Source organism: Dyella psychrodurans, from assembly GCF_003363265.1.
GTDB lineage: Bacteria > Pseudomonadota > Gammaproteobacteria > Xanthomonadales > Rhodanobacteraceae > Dyella_B > Dyella_B psychrodurans.
In genome coordinates this window covers 541,308-566,309 of sequence record NZ_QRBF01000002.1, presented here as the reverse complement: position 1 = coordinate 566,309, position 25,002 = coordinate 541,308, and the positions used below count along the sequence as shown (strand labels likewise).

Genomic DNA, 25,002 nt, shown 5'->3' with positions numbered 1-25,002 from the left:
AGCAAGCCGATCAGGTTCAGCGGCGCGCCGTCGACAAAGCGCACCAGCAAGCGCGCCACGCTGCGCTGCGCATGCGGCGTCGCCACGATGCCTTTCTCGCTACCCAGCCACGCCAGCACGGCCGCGTGATCCACCGGCTTGCCGGCATCGAAATCCTTCGCGAACTGCTCCTGGATCAGCTGGCGCGACAACGCCGCCGAGGCGGGACAGGTGGAGGAGTACACCACTTCGGTGCCCAGCTCCATGCGGAAGCCGTCGGAGCACAGGCTGGCCTCGATCGAAACCGGGTAGGCGCGCCAGCCGCTGTTGTCGCTGCGCAGCGCGGCGCGGCGCACCAGTTGGTCGAAGCGGATGCTGATGCGTGCGTGATCGGCCAGGTCCTTGTGCGACTCCAGGAAAGCGCGGAGCAAGGACTCCAGCATCGCGCCGTCGACAGTGCGGGCGCTCAGGTACTGATCGACCAGCAGGTACAGGCGCGACATATGGATGCCGCGACGGTCCGGGCGGGTGAGGTTGACGAAGGCGCCGACCTGGGCGCTGGCGCGCTGCACGTCGCCGTCACCCGCATCGAAGCGCACAGGCACTTCGATCCCGTCCATGCCTACCCAATCCAGCGCGCCGGCCAGATGCGGTTGTGCCTGGGTGGCGACATCAGGCATCAAGCGAACGGTGTTTTCGTGGCTATGCATGGAAAATTCCTGTTACGGCCGGGCGACCGGTCGCCGCGGGACACTCCTATGTTGGGGCAGCCTGACGCGACGCAACAGGGTCCATGCGGGAAACAGTGCGTTTTTCGAATTCAGCCAGCCAGCTTTTGCCACTGCCTGGCGGCCCGCCAGGCGCGTAGGGTCGTCCTGAAACCTCCGTCGGGCGCCCCTTGTTGCAGCACCGCCAGCGCCTCGCCGGCCCGCAGGGCCTTGCTGACAAGCCGCTCACCCTGCCCCGCTTCCAGGGCGCGGAAGACGCTGATCGGTCCGTCCAGGCGGGTTGCGTCGGCCCAGCTCGATTGGAGATCGCCCAGCTGGGCCTTGATGGCCTGATCGCGGGCTTCGCTGCGTTCGCGCAAGCTTGCGCGGCTCAGGCCGAACCGGGCCAACCTTGCCATGGGCAACGGCAGCCGGTCCCGCTCGGCATCGTCCTGGAGACGACGCAGCGCGTGCAGCAGATGGCTCAGGGTGGCGAGCCGGGTGGCGCGTGCGGATGACACAGCCTCGCCGTACCACCAGCCGGTTTCCAACTCGGCAAACGCACCGTGCAGCGCGGAAGCCGCGTTGAGCTGGGCCGCAAAATCGACTGCAGTCCCTTCTTCAAGCTGCGCCATGGCCGCCAGCACTGGCGCAAGCCAGCGTTCTTTCGGCATGGCGTGTGCGCGCTCGTCGTCGAACAGCACGCGCGTCAGCGGATGACGCCCACCGCTCGTCGCGGCGCTATCGAGTTCTTCGGCCCACCAATTGAGCTTGGTCGCCGCCACCTGGGGTTCGCGAATACCGTACGCGGCCGAAAGCAGTTCCTGCTCCAGCGCGGCCAGCGCGACGTGTCCCGGGTACTTGCCGGGTTCGACAAAAACCAGCGCCACGCGCTGTTGCGGCTGCACCGACAACCACTTGTCTACGTAGCTCTGCAAGGCGCCGTGATGGGAGGCGTCTTCGCTCACGCCGGAACCTTCAACTTGAGCAATTCGGCAAGCTGCCGCGGATGCTCCAGAACCACATCGGCGCCCCATGCGTAAGGATCGCCGCCATCGAGATAGCCCCAATGCACGGCTACCGAGTAGAGCCCGGCACTGTTGCCGGCCTGCACGTCGCGCCGGTCGTCGCCAACAAAAAGACATTGCGCCGGATCCAGACCTGCGCGCTCGCACGCCAGCAATACCGGCGCGGGATCGGGTTTGCGCACCGGCAGGGTGTCGCCGGAGATCACGGCGCACGCGCGCTTGCTCCAGCCGATCTGATGGATCAGGTCGTCGGTGAGATACGCGGGCTTGTTGGTGACGATGCCCCATGCAAGACCGTTGCTTTCCAGCGCATCGAGCAGCGGATCGATCCCTTCGAACGGGCGTGTATGCCGGGTCATCATCGAGTGATAAAGCTCGAGATAGCGCGGCATGCGCTCGAACAGCGCTTCGTCGCTTTCGTCGAAAGCGCATCGCAGTATGGCGCGCGAGCCGCGCGACACGACTTCGCGCACTTTCGTATACGGTGCGGGCGGCGCACCGACTTCGCTGCAATAGGCCACCAGGGCCGCATGAAGATCCGGTGCGCTGTCGAGCAAGGTGCCGTCGAGATCGAACAGCACGCCTTGCGGTGATTGGGGAAGCGACTTCATTGGGGTTTGCGTGCGCACAAGAGATAGTTGACGGCCGTGAATCGGCTCACCCATGCCTTGCGGTTGAGCGGGTTGTAGCCGAGGCCGCTGACGTCTTCCAGCTCCAGACCCGCCTGACGAAGCAGGCGCGCAAGCTCGGAAGGTTTGAGGAATTGCGCGTAATGATGCGTGCCGCGCGGCAGCATGCGCGTGATGTACTCGGCACCGAGGATCGCCGCGCCGAACGCCGCCGGCGTGCGGTTTAGCGTGGACATGAAAAGGCGCGCACCCGGCTTCAGCATGCCTGCCAGATCGTGCACCAGCGCAGCCGGATCGGGTACGTGCTCGATCAGCTCCATGCAGCACACCGCGTCGAAGCTGGCAGGCTCGGCAGCCGCAAGTTCGGCAGAAGATTGCTTGCGGTAATCGACCTGAAGGTTCGATTCGTGCAGGTGCAATCGGGCGATCTCGATCACCTTCAAGCCGAGATCGATGCCCACGACATCGGCACCTGCACGCGCCAGCGCTTCACTGAGCAATCCGCCGCCGCAACCGACATCCGCGACGCGCGCACTCTTGAGGGAAACGCGAGCGGCCACGTAAGCGGTGCGCACCGGATTGAGATCGTGCAACGGGCGCGATTCGCCGTCCGGATCCCACCAGCGCGCGGCCAGCTTGTCGAAGCGGGCGATTTCATCGTGGCTGACGTTTTGCGTGGTTTGCATCATGAAACTCCAGACAGTCTGCCAAGCTTACCGCGCATGCCATTCGTAGAGCGTGATGTCCCAACCGCCGCTGGTGTGAGCGGGGTCGCGGTGAGCGATCTCGATCGCCTCCTCCAGGGACGCGGCACGCAGCAGGTAAGCACCGCCGGATTTGTCGCCGAAAGGACCGGACATCTCATTGCGGCCCTGCGCACGCAAATCCTCCAGGAACTGTTGATGCAACGGCACCGCCGCCGGATCGACCTGCGGGCGACGCATAAGAATCACGAGATAACGATTCATATCGCAGCGATGCGTTCGCGCCAGGCGTGGGTACGCGCCAGGATGCCCGCCGTATCCATATCGACCAGCTCGCGCGCGGCCAGCTTGCGCTTGCCGGCGATCCATACGTCACTGACCTGATGCCGCCCGGTGGTGTAGACGAGTTGCGAGATGATGTGGAACAGCGGCTGGGTCTCCAGGTCGCTCAAGCGCACCGCCGCCAAATCCGCCTGCTTGCCGATTTCGATCGAGCCGATGGTCTCGTCGAGGCCCAGCGCCTTCGCGGCATTGATGGTCGCGGCGCGCAACGCGAAGCCCGCGTCGAAGGCGGCTGCGTCTTCCGCAACCGCTTTCGCGAGCAAAGCGGCGGTGCGCATCTCGCCGAACATGTCGAGATCGTTGTTGGATGCACAGCCATCCGTGCCGATGGCGACATTCACGCCGGCCTTGCGCAATTTTTCAGCAGGGCAGAAGCCCGAAGCCAGTTTCAGGTTGGACTCGGGACAGTGCACGACGGAAACGCCCGCTTCCGCACAAGCCGCCATTTCACCGTCAGTAAGTTGCGTCATGTGCACGGCGATCAGGCGATCGTTGACCAGCCCGAGTTTCTGCATCCGCTGGAAGGGACGCAAGCCGGATTTCTTCCGCTCCTCTTCCACTTCGTGCGCGGTTTCGTGCAAGTGCAAGTGCACGGGAATGTCCAGCTGATCGGCCAGCACGCGGATGCGCTCGAACGATTCATCCGAGACCGTGTACGGCGCGTGCGGGGCGAAGGCGGTGCGGATCAGTGCATCGTTGCGGAAGCTGTCGTGCGTTTCGCCGGCGCGCTCGAAGTATTCGTCCTGCGTCTTGGCCCACGCCGACGGGAATTCGATCACCGGCAAGCCCACCACGGCGCGGAAACCGAGTTTGCGATAGGTCGCGCCCATGGCGTCGGGGAAGAAGTAATTTTCGTTGGCGCAGGTGGTGCCGCCGCGAAGCATCTCGGCTACCGCCAGCTCCACGCCGTCGCGCACGAATTCCGGGCCGATCACTTTTGCTTCCACCGGCCAGATGTGCTGCTGCAACCAGACCATCAGCGGCAGGTCGTCGGCGAGCCCGCGCATCAGCGTCATCGGATTGTGCGTGTGCGTGTTGATCAAACCGGGAATCAGCACGTGCTCGCCCAGCTCGACGCGCTCTTGTGGCGCATAGTGGGTACGCGCTTGAGCAATCGGCAGTACAGCGACGATGCAATCGTGATCGACGGCCACAGCGTGATGCTCCAGCACGACATCATGCGGTTCGACCGGCACGACCCAGCGGGCCTCGATAAGTAGATCGATGGTCTGCGGAGCGTTCTGGCTCATCGTGATTGGCCTTGCTGGGGAGTGATATGAGATGGGGCGGCACATCTTACGATGCCCGCCCCATTGTTTTTTGCTTCGTCGTTCTGGCAAAGGCGCGAACGCCTGTTCGCGACCGGCGTTACTTCACACGGCTGACATATTCGCCGGAACGCGTATCGACCTTGATCACTTCGTCCTGATTCACGAACAGCGGCACGCGCACCACGGCGCCGGTCTCGAGCTTGGCTGGTTTGCCGCCGCCGCCCGAGGTATCGCCACGCAGGCCCGGGTCGGTCTCGACGATCTTCAGTTCGACGAAGTTCGGCGCCTGCACCGAGATCGGACGGCCGTTCCACAGCGTAACCACGCACTCTTCTTCGCCCTTCAGCCACTTGGCGGTATCGGCCATCGCGGCGGCGTCGGCCTGGTGCTGCTCGAACGACTCCTGGTGCATGAAGTGCCAGAACTCGCCGTCGCTGTAGAGGTACTGCATGTCGGTATCGACCACGTCGGCACCCTCGAAGGAGTCGCTCGACTTGAGGGTCTTTTCCGTGGTGCGGCCGTTGAGCAGGTTGCGGATCTTGATGCGGGTGAAGGCCTGGCCCTTGCCCGGCTTGACGAACTCCGCCTCGGTGATGATGTAGGGATCGCCGTCGACGATGATCTTCAGACCGTTCTTGACGCCGTTAAGATCGTAACTGGCCATGCACTTCGCTCCAATGAGGAAAACCGCTGCCATCAGCGGCTAAAATAAACAGTTTAAGGGCCCCGAAGGCCCGCATAGAGCCCTATATGATAACCGCAAGCCCAGGCGCCCGCATTACACCGCCCGTTGCGCCCGACTGGCGGCAGCTGTGGCGGGACGCCGTCACCGACGGCCACGAACTGCTTGGCCTGCTGGGCCTTGGCCATCTGTCGGACCGTCTGCCCGCCGAAGATGCCGGCTTCGCGCTGCGAGCCCCACGAGGTTTCGTGGCGCGCATGCGCCCGGGCGATGAGCGCGACCCGCTGCTGCTGCAAGTGCTGCCCCAGCTGGCGGAACTGGACGAAGTTCCCGGTTTCGTTGCCGACGCGGTGGGTGACATGGCTGCACGCGAGGCGCAAGGCGTCCTGCACAAGTACGAAGGCCGGGCGTTGCTGATCGCCAGCGGCAGCTGCGCGATCAATTGCCGTTACTGCTTCCGCCGCCACTTTCCCTACGGGGAAGAAATGGCGGCGGCCGGTCAATGGCGCCAGGCGCTGGATCATGTCGGTCAGGACAAGTCGATCAACGAATTGATCTTGTCTGGCGGCGATCCTCTGGCGCTGGCCACGAGCAAGTTGGAAGAGCTCAGTCGAGGCCTGGCTGATCTTCCCCACATCACGCGGCTGCGCATCCACACTCGACTTCCCGTCGTTTTGCCCGAGCGCATCGACGCAGCATTTGTCGATTGGCTTCGCTCATTGACACTGCAGAAGGTGGTGGTGCTGCACGCCAACCACGCCAACGAATTCGACGACACGGTGGATGCAGCCTGCGCCAGATTACGCGACGCCGGCGCGACACTGCTCAATCAGTCCGTGCTCCTGCGCGGCATCAACGACAGCGCCAACGCGCTGACCGCGCTTTCCGAGCGCATGTTTGCCGCCGGCGTACTGCCGTACTACCTGCATCAGCTCGACCGCGTGCAGGGTGCGGCGCATTTTGAAGTGGCCGACGCCGAGGCAATATCGCTTGTCGAGCAGATGCGCAGTCGCCTGCCAGGCTACCTTGTGCCGAAACTGGTGCGCGAAGTAGGCGGCGATCCGTCCAAACGGCCACTCTGAGAGCCTGTCCTCATTGTCCACGTGGATGATGAGGACAGGCCTAAGCCCCTGTTCTCCCATGCGCTTCGTCACTGATGTGCGAATTGACGCTGGCGGGTCTGTGCAGAATCCGTTAAAACAGGTCTGTAGTGCCGGCCAGCCCTCGGCCACCTGCTGCGCAGGGCAGCCATATCCAAGGAAGCACGACCCGCCCATGAAGACAGACTCCGTCATCAAGATCCTCTTCATCGAGAACTCGGTCGAGGACGCGGAACAGATCATTACATTGTTGCGTAACGCGGGCATTGCGGTTCGCCCCGCCCGGGCGACCACTCCCGAACAGATTCACGACGCGCTGGAAGAACTCGGCCCGGATCTGGTGCTGTTCAACCCCAACGTCAATGGCCTGCCGCTGCGCAGCGTCGCCCAGCAGATCGACGCCAGTGCCCGCGACATCGCGCTGATCGCGTGCGTATCCAAGATCGACGACCAGAGCATCGCCGAGATGTTCCAGGATGGCGTCCAAGGCGTGGCCTCGCGAAACCAGCCCAAGCAGACGATCACCATCATCAAGCGCGAATTCGAAGCGCTCAACACACGCCGGCAAGTACGTCGACTCGAAACGGCGCTGCGCGAATCCGAACGTCGCTGCGATGCCCTGCTCGATTCGTCGAACGACCCGATCGCCTACGTGCACGAAGGCATGCATGTGCGCGCCAATCGCTCTTATCTCGATACCTTCGGCTACGACGATTACGATGACCTGCTTGGCCTGCCGGTGCTCGACCTGATCGGCCCCGCCAACGCCGAAGCCTTCAAGAATTTGCTGCGTGCACTGTCGCGCGGCGAGAAAGCCGACTACCGGATGGAATTGCAGGCGCGCCGCGCCGACGGCAGCACCTTTCCCGCAACGGCCGAATTCGCGCACGCCACGTTCGAGGGCGAAGCCTGCCTGCAGGTCGTCTTCCGTCGCCAACAGGTCGATCCTGCGCTGGTCGAACAGTTGCAACGCGATCAGGTCACCGGGCTCTTCAACCGCGCGCGCACGCTGGAATCCATCGACAACGCCGTTGCCGCCGCAAGCGAAGGACACAAGGGCCAGAGCCTGCTGCTGATCGAGCCCGACAACTGGACGCAGCTCGTCAATGGCATCGGCCTGGGCAAGGCCGACGAACTGCTGGCGGCCTTCGCGCACCGGGTCAGCGCACAGCTGGGCCAGGAAGACGTGGCCGGCCTGCTGGCCGAACATACGATCGGCATCATTCTGCACACCGAAAGCGACGACGCGATCCGCGAGTGGATCGGCAAGGTGCAGCAGACGATCTCGCGCGAAATCTTCGACCTGGGCACGCAGTCGATCACGCTGACCGTCAGTATCGGCGGCAGCCTGCTAGGCGAGAAGAACGCCAACACGGACATGCTGCTGAACCAGGCCAGCCAGGCGCTGCGCAGCGCGCAGAGCCAGGGTGGCAATCGCAGCGAGTTGCATGATCCGGCTGCGCGCGAAAAGGCCGACGCCGAGCGCGAGCGCAACTGGCTGGGGCTGCTGCGTCAGGCGCTTACGCAGAACGAATTCATGCTCTATCACCAGCAGACCATCAGCCTGCAGGATGCCGAGGGCGACTATTCGGAAATCCTGTTGCGCATGAACGGACCGCAAGGCGAAGTGTCGCCCGGCTTCTTCATGCCCATCGCCGAGAAATACGGCCTCAACGCCGAGATCGACCGCTGGGTGTTGGGTCAGGCGATCAATGCGCTCAAGGCACGCGAACGCGCGGGATTGCCTACCACCTTCTTCGTCAAGCTCACGCCTGACTCCCTGCAGCAGCAAGCCCAGTTGCTGCCATGGCTTGAGCGAACTCTGAAGCAGGCCAATCTGAAGAACGGCCGGATTGTGCTGGAAATGACCGAGAGCAAAGTCGTGACCTTGCTTCGCCCCGCGCAGGAATTCATCAATGCGTGGAAGAAGCTGGGTGGTTTCTTCGCGCTTGAGCAGTTCGGCTCGGGCCTGAACTCGTTCCAGTTGCTCAACCACATCAACGCCGATTATCTGAAGATCGACCGTAGCTTCATGGCCGATCTGCCGCAGCATCCGGAAAACCAGAAGAAGATCACCGAGATCTGCCAGCAGGCCCACGAAATGAAGCGCATGGCCGTCGCCGAATGGGTCGAGGACGCGGCCAGCACATCGCTGCTGTTCGCCTGCGGCGTGGACTTCGTACAGGGCAACTTCCTGCAGGAACCGCAACGGCTAATGGTGAATCTCTGATCCGGCTCTTGAACGCCGGACATGAAAAAACCCGCGGAGCGATCCGCGGGTTTTTTCGTGTCGCGCTGTAGCGCGCCGTATTAGTCGGCGGAAGCGGCGGCGATGTCTTCCTTGATGCGGGCAGCCTTGCCTTCCAGACCGCGCAGGTAGTACAGCTTGGCGCCGCGCACCTTGCCCTTGCGCTTGACCGTCACCGACTCGATGCTCGGGCTGTGCGCCTGGAACACGCGCTCCACGCCCGTGCCGTGCGAGATCTTGCGGACCGTGAAGGCCGAATGCAGGCCGCGGCTGCGCTTGGCGATGACGACACCCTCGAACGCCTGCACGCGCTCGCGGTTACCTTCCTTCACCTTCACGTTGACGATCACGGTGTCGCCAGGGCCGAACTCCGGCAGCTGGCGGGTGATCTGCTCGGCTTCGAACTGTTCGATGATCTTGTTCATGGCAACACCTGTCTTTTCTCAATGATTGCGGTCGTCATTGACCGCATCGTTTTGTCGTGATTGATGCTGAGCATATTCACGACGGAATTCGTCCAACAGCGCACGGGATTCCTTATCCAACGCACACTGCGCCAATAAATCGGGACGCCGCAACCAGGTCCGTCCCAGCGATTGCTTCAGGCGCCAGCGGCGAATGGCCGCATGATCGCCAGAGAGCAAAACCTCCGGCACGTCGCCCAGTACGTCATGCACCGGCTTCGCATAGTGCGGACAGTCGAGCAGACCGTTCGAGAACGAATCCTGCTCGGCCGATTGCGCGTCGTTCAACGCACCGTCCTGCAAGCGGCCCACGGCATCGATGATCACCGCGGCGCCAAGCTCACCGCCGGACAGCACATAGTCGCCGATGGAGAGTTCCTCGTCGACCTCGTGCGCCAGCAGACGCTCGTCCACACCTTCGTAACGTCCACAGAGCAGAGCGATTCGCGGCAACCTGGCCAGCGCTTCCACCCTGCCCTGCGTCAGCCGCGCTCCTTGCGGACTGAGATAAATCACCTGCACCGGTTCCGGTGCCGCCTCCCGCACTGCCTTCAAGGCTGCACGCAAAGGCTCGATCAGCATCACCATGCCGGGACCACCGCCGCAAGTGCGGCCATCCACGGTACGGTAATTGTCGGTGGCGTAATCGCGCGGGTTCCAGGTTTCCACCTGCAACAACTCGCGTTGCTGCGCGCGTCCTACGACACCGACGGCAGCGCACTGACGCATGAAGTCGGGAAACAGCGTGACGACATCGATGCGCATCGGACCCTCACTTCAGAATTCAGGGTCCCAGTCCACCACCATGCGTCCGCCGGACAGATCCACCGAACGCACGTAAACACCCTGGATGAAAGGAACCAGCCGCTCGCGCTCGCCGTCCTTCACGACCACCACGTCATTGGCGCCGGTCGCGAACAGGTGACTGACCCGTCCCAACGCTACGCCTTCCGTGGTGACGACCTCGAGACCCTCGAGATCGACCCAGTAGTACTCATCCTTACCGGGTGGTGGCAGCAGCTCGCGGGCGACATGGATGTCCTGTCCCACCAGCGCCGCAGCACCATCCCGATCGTCCACCCCCGGCAACTTGGCGATGAGGCCCTTGCCCTGGGGTCGACCGTCGATACCTTTGATCTCCCTGTCCTGGCCCGGCGCCGATGAGAGCAGCCAGGGCTGGTACTTGAAGATCTGTGTGCGGGGCTCGGTCCAGGATTCGACCTTGACCCAGCCCTGCACCCCGTACAACCCGACGATGCGTCCAACCAGGACGCGCCGATCGGCTGCACTCATGCTCAGGCAGCCTGCTTGCCGGCTTCCTTCACGAGCGAGGCAACCTTGTCGCTCAGCTGAGCGCCCTTGGCCACCCACTCCTGAACGCGCGCAACGTTCAGCTCAAGGCGCTTGTCCTTGCCCGCAGCAACGGGGTTGTAGAAACCAACGTTCTCGATGTTGCGTCCATCACGCGCGCTGCGCGAGTCGGTCACAACGACGTGGTAGAACGGACGGCCCTTGGCGCCGCCGCGCGAAAGACGAATCTTAACCATAGTAAAAAGCTCCAGAACTGCCGGCATGCCCGGCATGCGCGCCCTAGAACGGGCGCGGTAAACGCGACATTTTAATGAATTCCGACGAAAAAGGAAGGGGTTAGCTCTTTCGCCGGCCAGATCGCTCAGGTTCAGCGCATCGGCGGCAGCCCGCCTCCCATCCCGCCCATCCCCTTCATGGCGCCACGCATCTGCCGCAGGAGGCCCTTGGTGCCTCCCTTGGAGAGCTTGGACATCATCTTTTCCATCTGCATGTACTGCTTCAGCAGGCGGTTCACGTCGGCCGGCTGGGTGCCCGAGCCGCGTGCCACGCGGGCGCGGCGGGAGCCGTTCAGCAGGTCCGGATGGCGGCGCTCTTTCTTGGTCATCGAATTGATGATCGCGACCATGCGCTTGATCTCGCCGTCGTTGACCTTGGATTTCACGCTGTCGGGCAGCCCGGAGACGCCCGGCAGCTTGTCCATGAGGCCCGCCAGGCCGCCCATGTTGTTCATCTGCTCAAGCTGGTCGCGCATATCGTTGAGATCGAAGCGCTTGCCCTTGATGACCTTCTCGGCAAGCTTCTGCGCCTTTTCCTGATCGACCTTGCGCTCGACTTCCTCGACCAGCGACAGCACGTCGCCCATGCCGAGGATGCGTTGGGCAATGCGGTCCGGATGAAACGGTTCCAGCGCATCGGTCTTTTCGCCTGCGCCGAGGAACTTGATCGGGCGACCAGTGACGTAGCGTACCGACAGTGCCGCACCGCCACGCGCATCGCCGTCCGTCTTCGTGAGGACCACACCAGTCAGCGGCAGCGCTTCGGCGAAGGCCTTGGCGGTATTGGCCGCGTCCTGACCCGTCATCGAGTCGACCACGAACAGGGTTTCGATCGGCGTCACCGCGGCGTGCAGCGCCTTGATCTCCGCCATCATCGCTTCGTCGACGTGCAGACGGCCGGCCGTGTCGACCAGCAGCACGTCGATCACTTCCTTGCGCGCGGCGGAAATCGCAGCTTTGGCGATATCCACGGGATTCTGGCCCGCTTCGGACGGGAAGAACTTCACGCCAACCTGCTCGGCCAGCGTGCGCAGCTGCTCGATAGCGGCCGGACGATACACGTCGCAGCTCACCACCATCACGCGCTTCTTCTTGCGCTCGGTGAGGAAGCGCGCCAGCTTGGCGACCGTGGTGGTTTTACCGGCACCCTGCAGGCCTGCCATCAACACGACGGCAGGCGGCTGCTGCGCCAGGTTCAATTCGGCGTTGGCCGTGCCCATCACGGCGGTCAGCTCGTCGCTGACCACTTTCACCAGCGCCTGACCCGGCGACAGGCTCTTGAGCACTTCCTGGCCGACGGCGCGAACCTTCACGCGCTCGATCAGCGCCTGCACCACCGGCAGCGCCACGTCGGCTTCCAGCAGCGCGATGCGCACTTCGCGCAGCGATTCGCGGATGTTTTCCTCGGTCAACCGACCGCGGCCGCGCAGGCGGTTGACGGTGGTGGAGAGACGTTGGCTGAGCGACTCGAACATGACGATGGGATCGGAAAAGCCTGAGCGGATTGGCAAATATACCAGAGATGCCCGTTTTCTCAGGAGCGCCCAGCCTGGGCCCTGATCCAGTCGACCATGTCGCGAATGACCTGCTCATCGACATGGCCCGGCTTCATGTAGTCAGCCGGAGACGGCGGATCACCGCCCGGCATGAACAAATGGCTCAAGCCAGGGTACTGGATCAGCCTCACCCGGGAATCGCGCGCAAAGGCGTCGTGCCACTGAACGAAATCTTGTTGCGGCAGCACCTGGTAATCGTCGCCACCCTGCAGCAACAGCATGGGTTTGGACAGCTCCCGGGCGGTGGCAATCGGATCGTAGTCGCGCAGGCTCACCCAGAAACTGAGCGATCCATTGAGCACTTCTCCCGCAGGAGGGTGTGCCGGATCGGCGTGCGCCACGACATCGCGCGCCTGGACGACGGGCGCCAGCAGCTTGTCCATTTGCTCCGGCGTAGCCCCCTGCAGCGGGGCGAGATAACGCATCTGCCGAATCACCGTGTCGAGATTCAGCTTCGCCGGCGCGGCCATCAGAATCACGCCAGCCAGCTGTGGATCGTGCTGACCGATACGAGGCGCCATCGCTGCCCCCAGGCTGTGACCCAGAACAAATACGTGCCTGGAATCGATGGAGGGTTGCCTCGACAGCAACTGCAACGCGGTGACTGCGTCGTCGGTGACGGAGTCATCGACGGTCACATCTTTCTTGGCTGTCTGCACACCGTATACATGCCCACGCTTGTCGTAGCGCAGCGAGGCGATTCCTGCGGCGGCCAGCCCTTCAGCCAGATCACGAAAGGGCTTGTTCGGGCCGATGGTTTCGTCGCGATCGAGTGGACCGGAACCAACCACCAGTAAAACAGCAGGGAAAGGCCCCTTCCCCTTCGGCACTAACAACGTGCCGGGCAGCGGGCCTAGCGGCGACGTGATCTGCACAGCGCTTTCTATACCGATACTTGATCCTGATGTGGGCGCGGGCGTCGTTGCCGCGCTCAGTGCGCTTGCCGGCACGATTCGGAAAGTCGTAATGCGATCCTGTGCATCGCAGTCGATCACCGCCACCAATGAATGATCGGCAAAGTCCATATTTGCAGCAAGCAGCGGGCGCCCGGCAATAGCCCTCGACTGCAGATCACCAAGCTTGCGAAATGCACCCGACGCACCCTGCAACTGCGTCCAAACCGCCTTTAGCTTCTCCGGCGTCACTTGCGCTGCGGTATCCGGCGCAAAATCTTTGACTGCACCCTGGTAGTTAGCCTGCGTCCACGCGACGAGCGCCGCTTGACCATGGGCACGGCATGTTGCCGTCGGTTCTGCGCGACTGGCCACGGCAAAAATCAGGCAACACAGACCGACCAGCACGCCTAGCGTCTGGGAGTTCATAAAGCCTCCTTGGTAAGTTCAGTGATTGTGTTCTACGCGTCGATAGACGAAGTACGAATACACAGCAGGAATGAGTGCAGCTGCCAGAATCACACCCACGGAAAATGCGAGAGATGCATTGACCAGGTTGACGACGATCACGACCACCCCCGCAAGCATGAACAGCCAGCCTCCCACGCGGTGCGTACGCTCCCACACCTCGTCGCTGGCGAGCGTCCACGGCGTTCTGATTCCGACGAAGAAGTTTTTGCGCAACTTGCCCATGTAGTTGCCCATGATCATCAGCAACACACCCACGGGCAGCATTCTGATCACGAATTTGCCGGCCGGATGGCCTGCCGCATTCAACAGAACGCCCAACGCGGTGATCAGCACAAAGGCCTGCACCGCCAGCATCACCACGACGAACACCGACATGAACGGCGTGATTTCGAAGCCGCGTGGCGAGATGGCCGGCAACGCGATGGTAAGCAGCGCCAATATCGCGATGATAACCATCGGCGTGGCAACCGCCTTGATCGGCGTCGCGTAGCCGTTGATCTGTCCGTGCACGTTCCAGTGCACGGGAACAAGCGCCGGCATCTGCGGATACAGCCATAAAAAGGCTGCCAGCAATATCAGCAGGAAAAGAACAGATAAAAAAAGACTGCGTACGGGTTTCATCGCTTGCCTCCTCGCCCCCCACTCGACGGAATCAGATCGAGCATCATCCGCGTGAGGTCTTCCATCACAGTGGTGTTAAGGGAATAAACGATGTACTGGCCGCGCCGTTCGGTGCGCACCAGATCCGCCTGCTTGAGTACGGCGAAGTGATGCGACAGCGACGCGCCTGTGATATCGAAAGCCTCGCCGATTTCGCCCGCACTCATGGCCCCGCCATGCAGCCGCTTGAGAATCGCGCGACGCGTGGGATCGGCCAGTGCACGAAATACGGCTTGCTGCTTCACGACTCACCATCGGCTTGATCGATGCCTAGATAATTAGACAAATGTCTAAATATTGCAAGTGCCGGTCGATTTGCCGCGTTCACCCCGTCTTTGCCCTGTGCCACACTTAACGGCAATGCTAGCCGCCCTCTCGATCTTCGCCATTGTCTGCTACCTGCTCGCCAGCGGGCTGTTGGCGCGCCCGTTGTTCGGCGGCGGCACCACCACACTGGCGCGTCTGGCCTTGGGAATTGCGACGGCAGCGGTGCTGGCCCACGCCACCGGCTTGCTTGCCATGCATGGCGGCGCGCTGGATCTGCATTTCTTCGCGGCGCTTTCACTTGTCGCCTGCATGGTGTCGGCGCTCACGCTGCTGGTGAATCTCACCCGCCCCGTGGCCACACTGGGTGTGATCGTGTTTCCGCTCAGCGCACTGCTGCTTTGGGTCGACAGCTTTCTTGCCCCGTCCACCGCCCCCGTGTCGATGGACTGGCATATCAAGCTGCACGTTACCGTGGCACTGCTGGCCTTTGGTGTGCTGTCGATTGCTGCCGCGATGGCGATCCTGCTGGCGATCCAGGAGCGCGCGCTGCGGCACCGTCACCTCGGGCCATGGCTAAGCGCGCTGCCTCCACTCACCTTGACCGAGTCGCTGCTGTTTCGATTGATCGGTGCCGGCTTCGTCCTGCTTTCGCTGACGCTGCTGACAGGCATTCTTTTCGTCGACAACCTGTTTGGACAGCACCTGATGCACAAGACTGTGCTGTCCATCATCGCGTGGCTGGTGTTCGGTGCCCTGCTCTACGGACGCTGGCGTCACGGCTGGCGTGGTCGCAGCGCGGTCAATCTCACGCTGATCGGCATGGGCGTGCTGGTGCTGGCCTTCTTCGGCTCGAAGTTCGTGCTCGAAGTGATTTTGCACCGCGTGGTGGATTGACGCGCCTTAGCGGCAAGCGTCGATGGCGTGCGCGAGCCGCTCCACGCCAATCACTTCCATATCGCCAACCCGCCCCTTTTTGGGCGCATTGGCCTTCGGCACGATAGCGCGCTGGAATCCGTGGTGAGCCGCCTCTTTGAGGCGTTCCTCACCGTTGGGTACGGGACGGATCTCGCCGGAAAGCCCAACCTCGCCAAAGGCGATCGTTTTCTCCGGCAACGGCCGATCGCGCAGCGATGACAGCACAGCGAGCAGCACCGGGAGATCGGCGGCGGTTTCCTGCACACGGATGCCACCGACCACATTCACAAACACGTCCTGGTCGTACGCAGCAACACCACCGTGACGATGCAGCACGGCCAGCAGCATCGCCAAACGATTCTGCTCCAGGCCCAATGCAACGCGTCGTGGATTGCCGAGTGACGACTGATCCACCAGCGCCTGCACTTCCACCAGCAGCGGACGTGTGCCTTCGCGCGTCACCATCACCGCACTGCCGGACGTGGGGCCCGCATGCGCAGAGAGAAATATCGCCGATGGATTGGGCACTTCGCGCAAGCCTTTTTCGGACATCGCGAAGACGCCCAGTTCGTTGACCGCGCCGAAGCGGTTCTTGAACGCACGCAGCACGCGGAAGCGACTGCCGGACTCGCCTTCGAAATAGAGCACCGCATCCACCATGTGTTCGAGCACACGCGGACCGGCGATGCCGCCCTCCTTGGTGACATGCCCGACAAGGAAAACCGAAGTACCGCTTTCCTTCGCAAAACGCGTAAGACGCGCCGCCGATTCGCGCACTTGACTGACCGAACCCGGCGCCGCGGTCAACAGTTCGGTCCAGATCGTCTGGATCGAATCGATCACCAGCACACGCGGACGCGTGGAAGCGACTTGCTCGAGAATGCGCTCGACGCCTGTTTCGGCCAGCGCATGCAAAGGCTGCAGGGGAAGATCGAGCCGCTGCGCTCGCGCCGCCACCTGCGCCAGCGATTCTTCGCCGGTGACATACACACTTGGCAACTGAGCACCCAGCGTGCCGAGCATTTGCAGCAACAAGGTCGACTTGCCGATGCCCGGATCGCCGCCGATCAGTACCACCGATCCATCGACGAGACCGCCGCCGAGCACGCGGTCAAGTTCGCCAATGCCCGTCAGTGTCCGCGATTCGGCCGTGACCAGGACATCGGTAAGCGGCGTGACGCGCGGCACGGTATTGGCCGCGCCGGCATAGCCGCCCTGTCGTGCCGCAGCGACCGACTTCTGCACCGGCTGCACCACAAACTCCGAAAGCGTATTCCACGCATTGCATTCGATGCACTGGCCCTGCCACTTGGTGTGCTCCGCACCGCAATCGGTGCAGACATAGGCGGTTTTGGCTTTGGCCATGGCGTTCGAATCAATGAATGAATGGAAGGAGCTTAGCGCGCGATGGTCGCATGCCGCGAGACGCGCGTTTACTCCTCGTCCTCGACGAACAGCACGCGGCGCGTCATGCCGCAGGTGAGGTCGTAACTGATCGTTCCCGACTGTGCCGCCACGATTTCCACGGGAAGCTCCGGCCCCCACAGCACCACGCGATCGCCCACCTTCGCCTCGGGAGCCTCACGCAGATCCAGCGTGATCAGATCCATCGACACACGACCGATCAATGGAACGCGCCGATGGCCCACCAGCACAGGCGTACCCGACGCGGCACTGCGCGGATAACCATCGCCATAGCCCACGGCGGCAACGCCCACCGGCATGTCTTCGGGACACTCCCACAGGCCGTTGTAGCCAATACGCTCGCCGCGGGGGATGGTGTTGATCGCAATCAGGCGCGTGGACAAGGTCATCGCAGGACGAAAACCAAAGTCCTCACCGCATTTGCCTTCCACCACGGAAAGGCCATAAAGCAGCCCGCCAGTGCGCACCCAGTCGCCGCGCGCATCAGGCCAGCCCAGCACGGCGGCCGAGTTGGAGAGTGAGCGCGGGCCGGACAAACTGCGCGTCGCTTCGCGGAATCGCTCGATCTGCCGACGCGTACGTTCGCCGTCGAAAACTTCCGATTCGGCGAAATGCGTCATCAAGCCGATCTCTGGATCGATGCCCGTCATGGTCGACAGCTGCGCATGTACGGACGCCGCACGCTCGGGCGCAAAGCCGAGCCGGTGCATGCCGCTGTCGACTTTCAGCCACACGCGCAGGCGGCCTCGCATGGGCGAAGCCTCGGACAGCCAGCGCAGTTGGCTTTCGTGATGAATCGCCGCGTCGAGGCCCAACCGCTGCATCTCGGCGATATCGCCATGCTGATCGGGCCCCGACAGCACCACGATACGCTGACGGTGACCCGCCGCGCGCAGTCGCAATCCATCTCCAAGCGAGGCTACGGCGAACGCATCGGCGGCGCCGTCGAGCGCCCGCGCTACCCGCTCCAGGCCATGGCCATAGGCATCGGCCTTGACCACCGCCATGACCAACGCTGGCGCGGCCAGCTCTCGAATTCGCTCGAGGTTGTGGCGCAGCGCGCCCAGATGAATGGTGGCGACGGTAGTGCGGCTCATGGTCCTGAAATGATCGAAACCAGGTCTTTGCAAGCGCGGAAACAGATGCAGAAGCTGGCCCGGAAGCCGGCTCGCTGCATCATAGGGTAACGGCTGACGGCTCGCGGATCAGGGCAACGAGATGGCAAAGCGCAGGCACGCGCGCTCAGAAGTGCCCCACGTAGCTATCCGGGCTGTAGTTCTCGAACTTGGTGTAGTGACCCAGGAAGGTCAGCTTCACCGTATCGGTGGGGCCGTTACGCTGCTTGCCGATGATGATTTCAGCGAGGCCTTTGTCCGGCGATTCCTTGTTGTAGTACTCGTCGCGGTAGATGAACATGATCACGTCCGCGTCCTGCTCGATAGCGCCGGATTCGCGAAGGTCGGACATCATCGGGCGCTTGTCGGCGCGCTGCTCCAGCGAGCGGTTCAACTGCGAGAGCGCGATCACCGGTACGTTGAGCTCCTTCGCCAAGCCCTTCAGCGAACGGGAAATCTCCGAGATTTCCGTGGCGCGGTTTTCCTTGTTGCCCGGCACCTGCATCAGCTGCAGGTAGTCGATCACGATCAAGCCAAGACCACCATGCTCGCGATGCAGACGGCGTGAGCGCGAACGCATTTCCACCGGCGAAAGGCCGGGCGTGTCGTCGATGAATATCTTTGCTTCGGACAACAGCGCGATCGCATTGGTGACGCGCGGCCAGTCTTCCTCGGCCAGATCGCCGTTGCGCAGATGCTGCTGGTGAATGCGACCCACCGAGGAAATCAGACGAAACGCCAGCTGCGACGCGGACATTTCCATCGAGAACACGGCGACGGGTTTCTTGGCGCGCAACGCAGCCGCCTCGGCAATATTCAGCGAGAACGCGGTTTTGCCCATCGAGGGACGCGCGGCAACGATGATCAGGTCCGACGGCTGCAGACCGGACGTGAGGTTGTCCAAATCTGTGAAGCCGGTGGAAATGCCGGTGAGCTGGCCACGATTCTGATAACGCTCGTGCAGCAGGCGAAAGGCATCCTTCACGGCTTCGCGCATCGACACCGTGTCTTTCTTGCCACGCGCACCGGATTCGGCGATGTGGAACACACGCTGCTCGGCGCTTTCCAGTACCTCGTGCACCGACTTGCCTTCGGGCCGATAGCCGTCCTCGGTAATCGCCGTGCCTGCATCGATCAGCTGCCGCAACACGGATTTCTCGCGCACGATCTCCGCATAGGCCGCAATGTTTGCCGCACTGGGCGTGGCGTTCGCCAGCTCGACCAGATAGCTCGCGCCGCCGACCATCTCGGCCAGACCATTGGCTTCGAACCAGTCGCCCAGCGTGATGGCATCGCACGGCATGCCTTTGTTGGCGAGCTCGGTGATCGCACGCCAGATGAGGCGATGGTCTTTGCGATAGAAATCCTGTTCGCCGAGTTTGTCGGCGACCTTGTCCAGCGCATCCGAAGCGAGCATCAAACCGCCGAGAACCGCCTGCTCCGCGTCGATGGAATGCGGCGGCACACGCAAGGCTTCGACGGCGCTGTTGGCGGTTTTGCGTTCGGGCACGAAAGACATGGACACTCCCTGTAGCAAGGAAGGTGCTCAAAGCCGTGTAGGCAGGCACAAGTAATGAGCATACGCGGTGCCGTCTCACCACACGAGACAATAAGTCTGTGGATAACCTGTGAGATGCTGGGGATAAACAACGGGCACCGCTTCAAAACAAACGGGCGCCGTGCGGCGCCCGTCTGGATCCATCGAAAGATGGCGTGTAGCGATTACTTCTCGCCGACCACGATCACCTTGACGGTGTTGTGCACGTCGGCGTGCAAGCTGATCACAACCTCGAACTCGCCGATGTGGCGGATCGGGCCTTCGCCCTGGATCACTTCACCCTTGTGGATGTCGTGACCGGCAGCCTGCAGCGCTTCGGCGATCTCGCGCGGACCGACCGAACCGTACAGCTTGCCTTCGGGGCTGGCGTTGGCGGAGATGGTCACCGACACGTCGGTCAGCTTGGCCTTGCGGGATTCGGCGTCGACCAGCAGCTTGTTGGCCTTCGCTTCGTACTCGGCGCGACGGGTTTCGAACGCGGCGAGGTTTTCAGCGTTGACGCGCACAGCCTTGCCCTGCGGCAGCAGGTAGTTGCGGCCGTAGCCCGGCTTCACCTTGACCTTGTCGCCGAGGTTGCCGAGGTTGCGCACCTTCTCAAGAAGAATGAGTTCCATGGGTAAATCCTCAATTCGTTAGCACCGGAGTGGCCCGGCGCAGCCGTGGACGGTTGTCCGAAGTGTTGCCCCTCCCGCCGAAACGGGAGGGTTGAAACATGTCTTTCTTCCTCGCGGAAGAAAGACCCACGCGATTAAACGTCGTGGTTGTCGGTGTACGGCAGCAGCGCCAGGAAACGGGCGCGCTTGATGGCCGTGGCCAGCTGACGCTGGTAGCGAGCTTTGGTGCCGGTGATGCGGCTGGGAACGATCTTGCCGTTCTCAGTGATGTACTGGCGCAGCGTGTTGAGATCCTTGTAGTCGATCTCTTTGACGTTTTCGGCCGTGAAGCGGCAGAACTTGCGGCGACGGAAGAACTTGGACATGGGTCTGGGCTCCTGGATCAATCTTCGATATCGGCGTCGTCGCTATCGGCGCGACCCACGCGGCGGTCGTCGCCTTCGGCGTCGTCGTCACGGCGGCGCGAGGACTTGGCGTCGTCCTTTTCCTTGCTCTTAAGGATGAAGGACTGCTCGGTATCGGCTTCGTCGCGCTTGATCACGAGGTGGCGGAGCACGGCGTCGTTGAAGCGGAAGCCCGTCTCCAGCTCGTTCAGGGCGTTCTGGCTCACTTCGATGTTGAGCAGAACGTAGTGCGCCTTGGCCAGGTTCACGATCGGGTACGCCAGCTGACGGCGGCCCCAGTCTTCCAGGCGGTGGATCTTGCCGCCGTCGGCCGTGATCAGCGTCTTGTAGCGCTCGATCATCGCCGGAACCTGCTCGCTCTGGTCGGGATGGACCAGGAATACAACTTCGTAATGACGCAAGGTCATCGGAGAAACTCCTTATGGATGTGGCCCTTACGGGCCAAGCAGCCTCCCGCGGAGCGCGGTGAGGCAAGGGACTGTCCCGCCCAAACGGCGTAGACAGAAGCGGAATTGTAAGGGGGATCAGTCAGTCAGTGCAAGCCGCTGAATTGACTGGAGATGGAACCCTGAACGGGCTCACCCGACCGTGAAGCTTTCCCCGCAGCCACACTCGCCCGTCGCATTGGGATTGTGGAAGACGAAGCTGGCGTTAAGCCCTTGCCGCTGGAAATCGATCACGGTCCCGTCGACCAGGGGGAGGCTCTTGGTATCCACGATCACGGGCACGCCGTCGATCTGAAAGGTCTGATCTTCCGCGCCGGCGGTGTCGGCCAGGTCCACCACATAGGCAAAGCCGGAGCAGCCGGTGCGCTTGACGCCAAAGCGCACGCCCGCGGCGCTGGGTGTCTGGGCCAGGAACTGGCGCATGCGTTGATTGGCGGATGGAGTAATCGAAATAGTCATAACAGCGTTGTATCGGTTTCGGCACTCGTTGCACGATAAAGCGTGTCGCAGTGCGGCATGGCCTACATTATCATGCCCGCTCGCCTCTATGCCCTTAACAAATGGGCGCCTCTCCCAGGAGTTTCAATCCATGACGGTGGTCAGCGTCAAACAGGCCCTTTCCGGCAAAGTCGAAGCCGGCAGCAATGTAACGGTCCGCGGCTGGGTGCGCACCCGGCGCGACTCCAAGGCTGGCCTGTCCTTCGTGAATGTCAGCGACGGTTCCTGCTTCGATCCGATTCAGGCGGTGGTGCCGGCGACGCTGGGCAATTACGAAAATGAGGTGAAACATCTCACCGCCGGCGCGGGCGTCATCGTGAGCGGCACGCTGGTGCCCTCGCAGGGCAAGGGCCAGACCTTCGAACTTCAGGCGGACCGCGTGGTCGTTACGGGACTGGTCGACGATCCGGAAACCTACCCCATCCAGCCCAAGCAGCACTCGATGGAATTCCTGCGCGAAGTCGCGCATCTGCGCCCGCGTACCAATCTGTTCGGCGCGGTGACGCGCGTGCGCCACACGATGATGACGGCGATTCATCGCCATCTCACCGAGCAGGGTTTCTTCTGGATCAACACGCCCATCATCACCACCTCCGATGCGGAAGGCGCGGGCGACATGTTCCGCCTCTCCACGCTGGATCTGGCAAACCTGCCGCGCGACGAGAAAGGCAAGATCGACTTCCGCAAGGATTTCTTCGGCCGCGAGGCATTCCTCACGGTGTCCGGCCAGCTCAACGTCGAGGCGTATGCGCTGGCGATGAGCAAGGTCTACACCTTCGGCCCAACCTTCCGTGCCGAAAACTCCAACACGCCGCGCCATTTGGCCGAGTTCTGGATGGTGGAACCGGAGATTGCCTTTGCCGATCTCTCCGCCGATGCCGACTGCGCCGAAGCGTTCCTGAAGGCCATCTTCAAAGCCGTGCTCGAGGAGCGCGGCGACGACATGGCGTTCTTCGCCGAACGCGTGCTGCCCGACGCCATTACGCGCCTGGAAAGCTTCATCGCCCAGCCGTTCGAACGCATCGACTACACCGACGCGATCGATATCCTCAAGAAGTCCGGCCAGAAGTTCGATTTTCCGGTCGCCTGGGGCGTCGATCTGCAAACCGAGCACGAGCGCTATCTCGCCGAGAAACATGTCGGCCGCCCGGTGGTCGTCATGAACTATCCCGAGCAGATCAAAGCCTTCTACATGCGCTTGAACGACGACGAGAAAACCGTCGCCGCAATGGACGTGTTGGCACCGGGCATCGGCGAAATCATCGGTGGCAGCCAGCGCGAGGAGCGCCTTGACTACCTCGATCGCCGCATGGCCAAGTTCGGTCTCGATACCGCCACTTACGGCTGGTATCGTGATCTGCGCCGTTACGGAACCGTACCCCACGCAGGCTTCGGCCTCGGTTTCGAACGCCTGCTTGTGTATGTCTGCGGACTGTCCAACATCCGCGACGCCATTCCCTATCCCCGCGCCGCTGGGAGCGCTGACTTCTGATCGATCCGACACATGCGACTCAGACTGCTACTCACACTTGCCGTTACCGTTCTGCTTGGCGCCTGCCATAGCGTCAAGCTGCCGCTGCCGACCAACATCCTGCCGCAGAGCCCGCCGCCGAGGACGCTGGCCGACGCGAAGAAGCAGCTCGAGCAGGCAACGCCCTGCTGCACGAGCTTTGCCGACTTCTCGTACCAAACCACCCTGCCCTGGCATCCTCAACAGTTCTCGCTGGGCAACGGCAGTCCGGTGGCGGCGATCAATGGCGTGCGCAGTTATTTCCTGAGTTTTGCGCTGCCGGCGGACGTCAAGCTGCCGTACAAGATCGGGCTGAAGTCCGAAATTACCGGACGCTCGATCATGAGCACCAGCTACCTGTTCGCGCCGACGGTGGTCCTGCTCGATGACGCCTTCCAGCCCATCGACTCGCAGGACGTAAAGCTGTGCGAATACATGGGCTGGACCAACAGCGACAGCGGCGCATTCGGCAGTGTTGCCGTCACCGACAAGCGGGCGCGCTACGTGGTGGTCTACAGCTCCGGCACGCAACAGTCGAGCAATACTTACTGGGAACAATCCGCCAGCACTTTCTCCACCTCCAGCAGCACGACGCCGACAGCTACCAGCACCGGCGGCAGCTATAAGATCTCGCATGGTCCCGACGGCACCGTGTGGGTCGGCATGATGGACAAGAGATACGACGAAGCGGTGAACAAGGCCGTCTGCGGCAAGGCGCCGCAAGGCGATGGCTTGCTGCATTCCCTGCGCACGGATTTGCCCCACGTAAGCTGGAGCAGCCTTTGATTCCGTTGTTGGTGCTTTACATCGGTTTGTTGCTGGTCGGCCTGGCATGCTTCATTGCCTACGCCGTCCTGCCTTTCCGCATTGCCAAGCGTCTGCGCGAGGACTATCCGCAGCACTGGAAAGTGATCGTGGATACCGGCACCGGCTCGGCGGCGCATGGGCCGCAGTTGTGGTTGCGCATGCAGAACGTATTGAGATCGCCCGCCATCGCCGCGATCGACGATGCCGCCATCACACGCCTGTGGCGGATGTGGCGTTACAGCCAATGGGTGGCGTGGACATGCTGGATCGCGGCGCTGGCGCTGCAATGGCATAGCCGCGCCTGAGAGCGCCTTCCAAGGAGACCACCATGGAGTTGAACCTAAGCGGACGTCATGCCTTGGTATGCGGCGCATCGCAAGGCATCGGCCGCGCGACGGCCATCGAATTGGCCGAACTGGGCGCCGATGTCACTTTGCTGGCACGTTCGGTCGACGTGCTCAAGGAGTTGGCGGAAAGCCTGCCGCGAAAACATCCGGCGCAACGCCATGGCTGGCGCGGTGTCGATATGCTGGACACAAACGGCCTGCAAGCCGCAGCGCTCGATATCGTCGGTAAACATCCGGTTCACATCCTCATCAATAACACCGGGGGCCCTCCGGGCGGGCCGGCTCACAGCGCGGAGGCAGCTGCCTTCGAAAGCACCTTCCGACAGCATCTGATGGCGGGCCAGGTGTTGATGCAAGCCGCACTACCCGGCATGCGCGAAGCCAGCTTTGGCCGTCTGGTCAATGTGATCTCCACCTCGGTGAAGGAACCCATTCCAGGGCTCGGCGTATCCAATACCGTTCGCGCCGCTGTCGCCGCGTGGGCAAAAACCCTGTCGGGCGAACTCGCATCCGACGGCATCACCGTCAACAATGTGTTGCCGGGCTACACCCGCACGGCGCGACTCAGCGGCTTGCTATCGGCACAGTCGAAAAAGAGTGGACGCAGCGAAGAGGAACTGGCGGCAGAGATGATCGCTGCGGTTCCGGCACGTCGCTTTGGCGACCCAGATGAAGTAGCTGCGGTCATCGCGTTTTTGTGCACGCCAGCCGCAGCCTATGTGAATGGCGTAAGCATCGCGGTCGACGGTGGCAGAACAAGAGCCCTCAGCTAGGCA

General features: G+C 62.5%; 29 protein-coding genes. 7 read left to right on the top strand and 22 right to left on the bottom strand.

Annotated elements, in window-relative coordinates; genetic code table 11:
• The 7 genes from DWU99_RS08775 to efp form a co-directional block, all read right to left on the bottom strand.
• The coding region (locus DWU99_RS08775) for a GTP cyclohydrolase, FolE2/MptA family (RefSeq protein WP_115477732.1) at positions 1–689 on the bottom strand (689 nt) is incomplete at its 3' end.
• Positions 690–799: 110 nt separating this feature from the next.
• Positions 800–1,654, bottom strand: a complete 855-nt coding sequence (locus DWU99_RS08770) for a squalene/phytoene synthase family protein (RefSeq protein WP_233510989.1) — start codon at positions 1,652–1,654, stop codon at positions 800–802.
• A complete protein-coding gene (gene gph, locus DWU99_RS08765; protein ID WP_115477621.1) occupies positions 1,651–2,325 on the bottom strand; it encodes a phosphoglycolate phosphatase in 675 nt (224 codons plus the stop codon). Before gph ends, DWU99_RS08770 begins: the two co-directional genes overlap by 4 nt.
• On the bottom strand, positions 2,322–3,032 hold the full coding sequence (gene ubiG, locus DWU99_RS08760) for a bifunctional 2-polyprenyl-6-hydroxyphenol methylase/3-demethylubiquinol 3-O-methyltransferase UbiG (protein WP_425476809.1): 711 nt from the start codon (positions 3,030–3,032) through the stop codon (positions 2,322–2,324). Before ubiG ends, gph begins: the two co-directional genes overlap by 4 nt.
• A gap of 24 nt (positions 3,033–3,056) precedes the next feature.
• On the bottom strand, positions 3,057–3,311 hold the full coding sequence (locus tag DWU99_RS08755) for a YciI family protein (RefSeq protein ID WP_115477619.1): 255 nt from the start codon (positions 3,309–3,311) through the stop codon (positions 3,057–3,059).
• Positions 3,308–4,639 carry a TRZ/ATZ family hydrolase gene (locus DWU99_RS08750; protein ID WP_115477618.1) on the bottom strand — a complete coding sequence of 444 codons (1,332 nt, stop codon included), beginning with the start codon at positions 4,637–4,639 and terminating at the stop codon, positions 3,308–3,310. The genes DWU99_RS08755 and DWU99_RS08750 overlap by 4 nt, the downstream gene beginning before the upstream one ends.
• A 118-nt stretch (positions 4,640–4,757) precedes the next feature.
• Positions 4,758–5,324 carry an elongation factor P gene (efp, locus tag DWU99_RS08745; protein WP_115477617.1) on the bottom strand — a complete coding sequence of 189 codons (567 nt, stop codon included), beginning with the start codon at positions 5,322–5,324 and terminating at the stop codon, positions 4,758–4,760.
• Positions 5,325–5,410: 86 nt separating this feature from the next.
• On the opposite strand from efp, the gene epmB reads away from it, so the two are divergent.
• Positions 5,411–6,424, top strand: a complete 1,014-nt coding sequence (epmB, locus tag DWU99_RS08740) for an EF-P beta-lysylation protein EpmB (RefSeq protein ID WP_115477616.1) — start codon at positions 5,411–5,413, stop codon at positions 6,422–6,424.
• Between the two features lie 193 nt (positions 6,425–6,617).
• The gene (locus DWU99_RS08735) at positions 6,618–8,672 is read left to right on the top strand and encodes a GGDEF/EAL domain-containing response regulator (RefSeq protein ID WP_115477615.1); all 2,055 of its coding nucleotides are present in this window, start codon (positions 6,618–6,620) and stop codon (positions 8,670–8,672) included.
• Positions 8,673–8,752: 80 nt separating this feature from the next.
• On the opposite strand, the gene rplS is transcribed toward DWU99_RS08735, so the two are convergent.
• From rplS to DWU99_RS08695, 8 genes are all read right to left on the bottom strand, one after another.
• Positions 8,753–9,115 carry a 50S ribosomal protein L19 gene (rplS, locus tag DWU99_RS08730; RefSeq protein WP_115477614.1) on the bottom strand — a complete coding sequence of 121 codons (363 nt, stop codon included), beginning with the start codon at positions 9,113–9,115 and terminating at the stop codon, positions 8,753–8,755.
• A gap of 18 nt (positions 9,116–9,133) precedes the next feature.
• A complete protein-coding gene (gene trmD, locus DWU99_RS08725; RefSeq protein WP_115477613.1) occupies positions 9,134–9,919 on the bottom strand; it encodes a tRNA (guanosine(37)-N1)-methyltransferase TrmD in 786 nt (261 codons plus the stop codon).
• 12 nt (positions 9,920–9,931) lie between these two features.
• Entirely contained in the window at positions 9,932–10,447 is a 516-nt protein-coding gene (gene rimM, locus DWU99_RS08720; RefSeq protein ID WP_115477612.1) for a ribosome maturation factor RimM, read from the bottom strand.
• 2 nt (positions 10,448–10,449) lie between these two features.
• Complete coding sequence (gene rpsP, locus DWU99_RS08715; RefSeq protein ID WP_115477611.1) at positions 10,450–10,701, bottom strand: 30S ribosomal protein S16; 252 nt, start codon at positions 10,699–10,701, stop codon at positions 10,450–10,452.
• A gap of 131 nt (positions 10,702–10,832) precedes the next feature.
• On the bottom strand, positions 10,833–12,215 hold the full coding sequence (ffh, locus tag DWU99_RS08710; protein ID WP_115477610.1) for a signal recognition particle protein: 1,383 nt from the start codon (positions 12,213–12,215) through the stop codon (positions 10,833–10,835).
• A gap of 59 nt (positions 12,216–12,274) precedes the next feature.
• A complete protein-coding gene (locus tag DWU99_RS08705; RefSeq protein WP_115477609.1) occupies positions 12,275–13,618 on the bottom strand; it encodes an alpha/beta hydrolase in 1,344 nt (447 codons plus the stop codon).
• Between the two features lie 18 nt (positions 13,619–13,636).
• Positions 13,637–14,281, bottom strand: coding sequence for an SdpI family protein (locus DWU99_RS08700; RefSeq protein WP_115477608.1), 645 nt, complete (start codon positions 14,279–14,281; stop codon positions 13,637–13,639).
• Complete coding sequence (locus DWU99_RS08695; protein ID WP_115477607.1) at positions 14,278–14,565, bottom strand: autorepressor SdpR family transcription factor; 288 nt, start codon at positions 14,563–14,565, stop codon at positions 14,278–14,280. The genes DWU99_RS08700 and DWU99_RS08695 overlap by 4 nt, the downstream gene beginning before the upstream one ends.
• A gap of 115 nt (positions 14,566–14,680) precedes the next feature.
• Here DWU99_RS08695 and DWU99_RS08690 point away from each other — a divergent pair, with 115 nt between their 5' ends.
• Positions 14,681–15,481, top strand: coding sequence for a cytochrome C assembly family protein (locus tag DWU99_RS08690; RefSeq protein WP_115477606.1), 801 nt, complete (start codon positions 14,681–14,683; stop codon positions 15,479–15,481).
• A 6-nt stretch (positions 15,482–15,487) separates the two neighbouring features.
• Here DWU99_RS08690 and radA read toward each other — a convergent pair whose 3' ends face one another.
• The 7 genes from radA to DWU99_RS08655 all read right to left on the bottom strand — a co-directional run bounded on the left by radA (position 15,488) and on the right by DWU99_RS08655 (position 21,523).
• Positions 15,488–16,867, bottom strand: a complete 1,380-nt coding sequence (gene radA, locus DWU99_RS08685; protein WP_115477605.1) for a DNA repair protein RadA — start codon at positions 16,865–16,867, stop codon at positions 15,488–15,490.
• A gap of 68 nt (positions 16,868–16,935) precedes the next feature.
• On the bottom strand, positions 16,936–18,024 hold the full coding sequence (gene alr / locus DWU99_RS08680; RefSeq protein WP_115477604.1) for an alanine racemase: 1,089 nt from the start codon (positions 18,022–18,024) through the stop codon (positions 16,936–16,938).
• A 145-nt stretch (positions 18,025–18,169) separates the two neighbouring features.
• Positions 18,170–19,561, bottom strand: a complete 1,392-nt coding sequence (locus DWU99_RS08675) for a replicative DNA helicase (protein WP_115477603.1) — start codon at positions 19,559–19,561, stop codon at positions 18,170–18,172.
• A gap of 203 nt (positions 19,562–19,764) precedes the next feature.
• Complete coding sequence (gene rplI, locus DWU99_RS08670) at positions 19,765–20,214, bottom strand: 50S ribosomal protein L9 (protein ID WP_115477602.1); 450 nt, start codon at positions 20,212–20,214, stop codon at positions 19,765–19,767.
• A 134-nt stretch (positions 20,215–20,348) separates the two neighbouring features.
• Positions 20,349–20,579, bottom strand: coding sequence for a 30S ribosomal protein S18 (rpsR, locus tag DWU99_RS08665; RefSeq protein ID WP_074552179.1), 231 nt, complete (start codon positions 20,577–20,579; stop codon positions 20,349–20,351).
• A gap of 17 nt (positions 20,580–20,596) precedes the next feature.
• Entirely contained in the window at positions 20,597–21,025 is a 429-nt protein-coding gene (gene rpsF / locus DWU99_RS08660; protein WP_115477601.1) for a 30S ribosomal protein S6, read from the bottom strand.
• 171 nt (positions 21,026–21,196) lie between these two features.
• On the bottom strand, positions 21,197–21,523 hold the full coding sequence (locus tag DWU99_RS08655; protein WP_115477600.1) for a HesB/IscA family protein: 327 nt from the start codon (positions 21,521–21,523) through the stop codon (positions 21,197–21,199).
• Between the two features lie 130 nt (positions 21,524–21,653).
• On the opposite strand from DWU99_RS08655, the gene asnS reads away from it, so the two are divergent.
• From asnS to DWU99_RS08635, 4 genes are read left to right on the top strand one after another with little or no spacing between them, the layout of a single operon-like run.
• A complete protein-coding gene (asnS, locus tag DWU99_RS08650) occupies positions 21,654–23,054 on the top strand; it encodes an asparagine--tRNA ligase (protein WP_115477599.1) in 1,401 nt (466 codons plus the stop codon).
• A 12-nt stretch (positions 23,055–23,066) separates the two neighbouring features.
• Positions 23,067–23,858 (top strand): MalM family protein, encoded by a 792-nt coding sequence (locus DWU99_RS08645; protein WP_115477598.1) that lies wholly within the window; start codon positions 23,067–23,069, stop codon positions 23,856–23,858.
• On the top strand, positions 23,855–24,184 hold the full coding sequence (locus DWU99_RS08640; protein WP_233510987.1) for a hypothetical protein: 330 nt from the start codon (positions 23,855–23,857) through the stop codon (positions 24,182–24,184). Before DWU99_RS08645 ends, DWU99_RS08640 begins: the two co-directional genes overlap by 4 nt.
• Before the next feature lie 23 nt (positions 24,185–24,207).
• Positions 24,208–24,999: an SDR family oxidoreductase gene (locus DWU99_RS08635; RefSeq protein ID WP_115477597.1), complete on the top strand. Its 792-nt coding sequence runs from the start codon at positions 24,208–24,210 to the stop codon at positions 24,997–24,999.
• The last annotated feature ends 3 nt before the right edge of the window (positions 25,000–25,002 follow it).

Excerpts from the sequence above, each read along its gene's own strand:
- DWU99_RS08700 (WP_115477608.1), bottom strand. The coding sequence starts at position 14,281 with ATGAAACCCGTACGCAGTCTTTTTTTATCTGTTCTTTTCCTGCTGATA.
- DWU99_RS08750 (WP_115477618.1), bottom strand. The coding sequence starts at position 4,639 with ATGAGCCAGAACGCTCCGCAGACCATCGATCTACTTATCGAGGCCCGC.
- asnS (WP_115477599.1), top strand. The coding sequence starts at position 21,654 with ATGACGGTGGTCAGCGTCAAACAGGCCCTTTCCGGCAAAGTCGAAGCC.
- rpsF (WP_115477601.1), bottom strand. The coding sequence starts at position 21,025 with ATGACCTTGCGTCATTACGAAGTTGTATTCCTGGTCCATCCCGACCAG.
- DWU99_RS08735 (WP_115477615.1), top strand. The coding sequence starts at position 6,618 with ATGAAGACAGACTCCGTCATCAAGATCCTCTTCATCGAGAACTCGGTC.
- epmB (WP_115477616.1), top strand. The coding sequence starts at position 5,411 with ATGATAACCGCAAGCCCAGGCGCCCGCATTACACCGCCCGTTGCGCCC.
- rimM (WP_115477612.1), bottom strand. The coding sequence starts at position 10,447 with ATGAGTGCAGCCGATCGGCGCGTCCTGGTTGGACGCATCGTCGGGTTG.
- efp (WP_115477617.1), bottom strand. The coding sequence starts at position 5,324 with ATGGCCAGTTACGATCTTAACGGCGTCAAGAACGGTCTGAAGATCATC.
- alr (WP_115477604.1), bottom strand. The coding sequence starts at position 18,024 with ATGAGCCGCACTACCGTCGCCACCATTCATCTGGGCGCGCTGCGCCAC.
- ffh (WP_115477610.1), bottom strand. The coding sequence starts at position 12,215 with ATGTTCGAGTCGCTCAGCCAACGTCTCTCCACCACCGTCAACCGCCTG.
- DWU99_RS08755 (WP_115477619.1), bottom strand. The coding sequence starts at position 3,311 with ATGAATCGTTATCTCGTGATTCTTATGCGTCGCCCGCAGGTCGATCCG.
- rpsP (WP_115477611.1), bottom strand. The coding sequence starts at position 10,701 with ATGGTTAAGATTCGTCTTTCGCGCGGCGGCGCCAAGGGCCGTCCGTTC.
- rplI (WP_115477602.1), bottom strand. The coding sequence starts at position 20,214 with ATGGAACTCATTCTTCTTGAGAAGGTGCGCAACCTCGGCAACCTCGGC.
- ubiG (WP_425476809.1), bottom strand. The coding sequence starts at position 3,032 with ATGATGCAAACCACGCAAAACGTCAGCCACGATGAAATCGCCCGCTTC.
- rpsR (WP_074552179.1), bottom strand. The coding sequence starts at position 20,579 with ATGTCCAAGTTCTTCCGTCGCCGCAAGTTCTGCCGCTTCACGGCCGAA.
- radA (WP_115477605.1), bottom strand. The coding sequence starts at position 16,867 with ATGGCCAAAGCCAAAACCGCCTATGTCTGCACCGATTGCGGTGCGGAG.
- DWU99_RS08705 (WP_115477609.1), bottom strand. The coding sequence starts at position 13,618 with ATGAACTCCCAGACGCTAGGCGTGCTGGTCGGTCTGTGTTGCCTGATT.
- DWU99_RS08655 (WP_115477600.1), bottom strand. The coding sequence starts at position 21,523 with ATGACTATTTCGATTACTCCATCCGCCAATCAACGCATGCGCCAGTTC.
- DWU99_RS08675 (WP_115477603.1), bottom strand. The coding sequence starts at position 19,561 with ATGTCTTTCGTGCCCGAACGCAAAACCGCCAACAGCGCCGTCGAAGCC.
- DWU99_RS08635 (WP_115477597.1), top strand. The coding sequence starts at position 24,208 with ATGGAGTTGAACCTAAGCGGACGTCATGCCTTGGTATGCGGCGCATCG.
- gph (WP_115477621.1), bottom strand. The coding sequence starts at position 2,325 with ATGAAGTCGCTTCCCCAATCACCGCAAGGCGTGCTGTTCGATCTCGAC.
- rplS (WP_115477614.1), bottom strand. The coding sequence starts at position 9,115 with ATGAACAAGATCATCGAACAGTTCGAAGCCGAGCAGATCACCCGCCAG.
- DWU99_RS08645 (WP_115477598.1), top strand. The coding sequence starts at position 23,067 with ATGCGACTCAGACTGCTACTCACACTTGCCGTTACCGTTCTGCTTGGC.
- trmD (WP_115477613.1), bottom strand. The coding sequence starts at position 9,919 with ATGCGCATCGATGTCGTCACGCTGTTTCCCGACTTCATGCGTCAGTGC.
- DWU99_RS08690 (WP_115477606.1), top strand. The coding sequence starts at position 14,681 with ATGCTAGCCGCCCTCTCGATCTTCGCCATTGTCTGCTACCTGCTCGCC.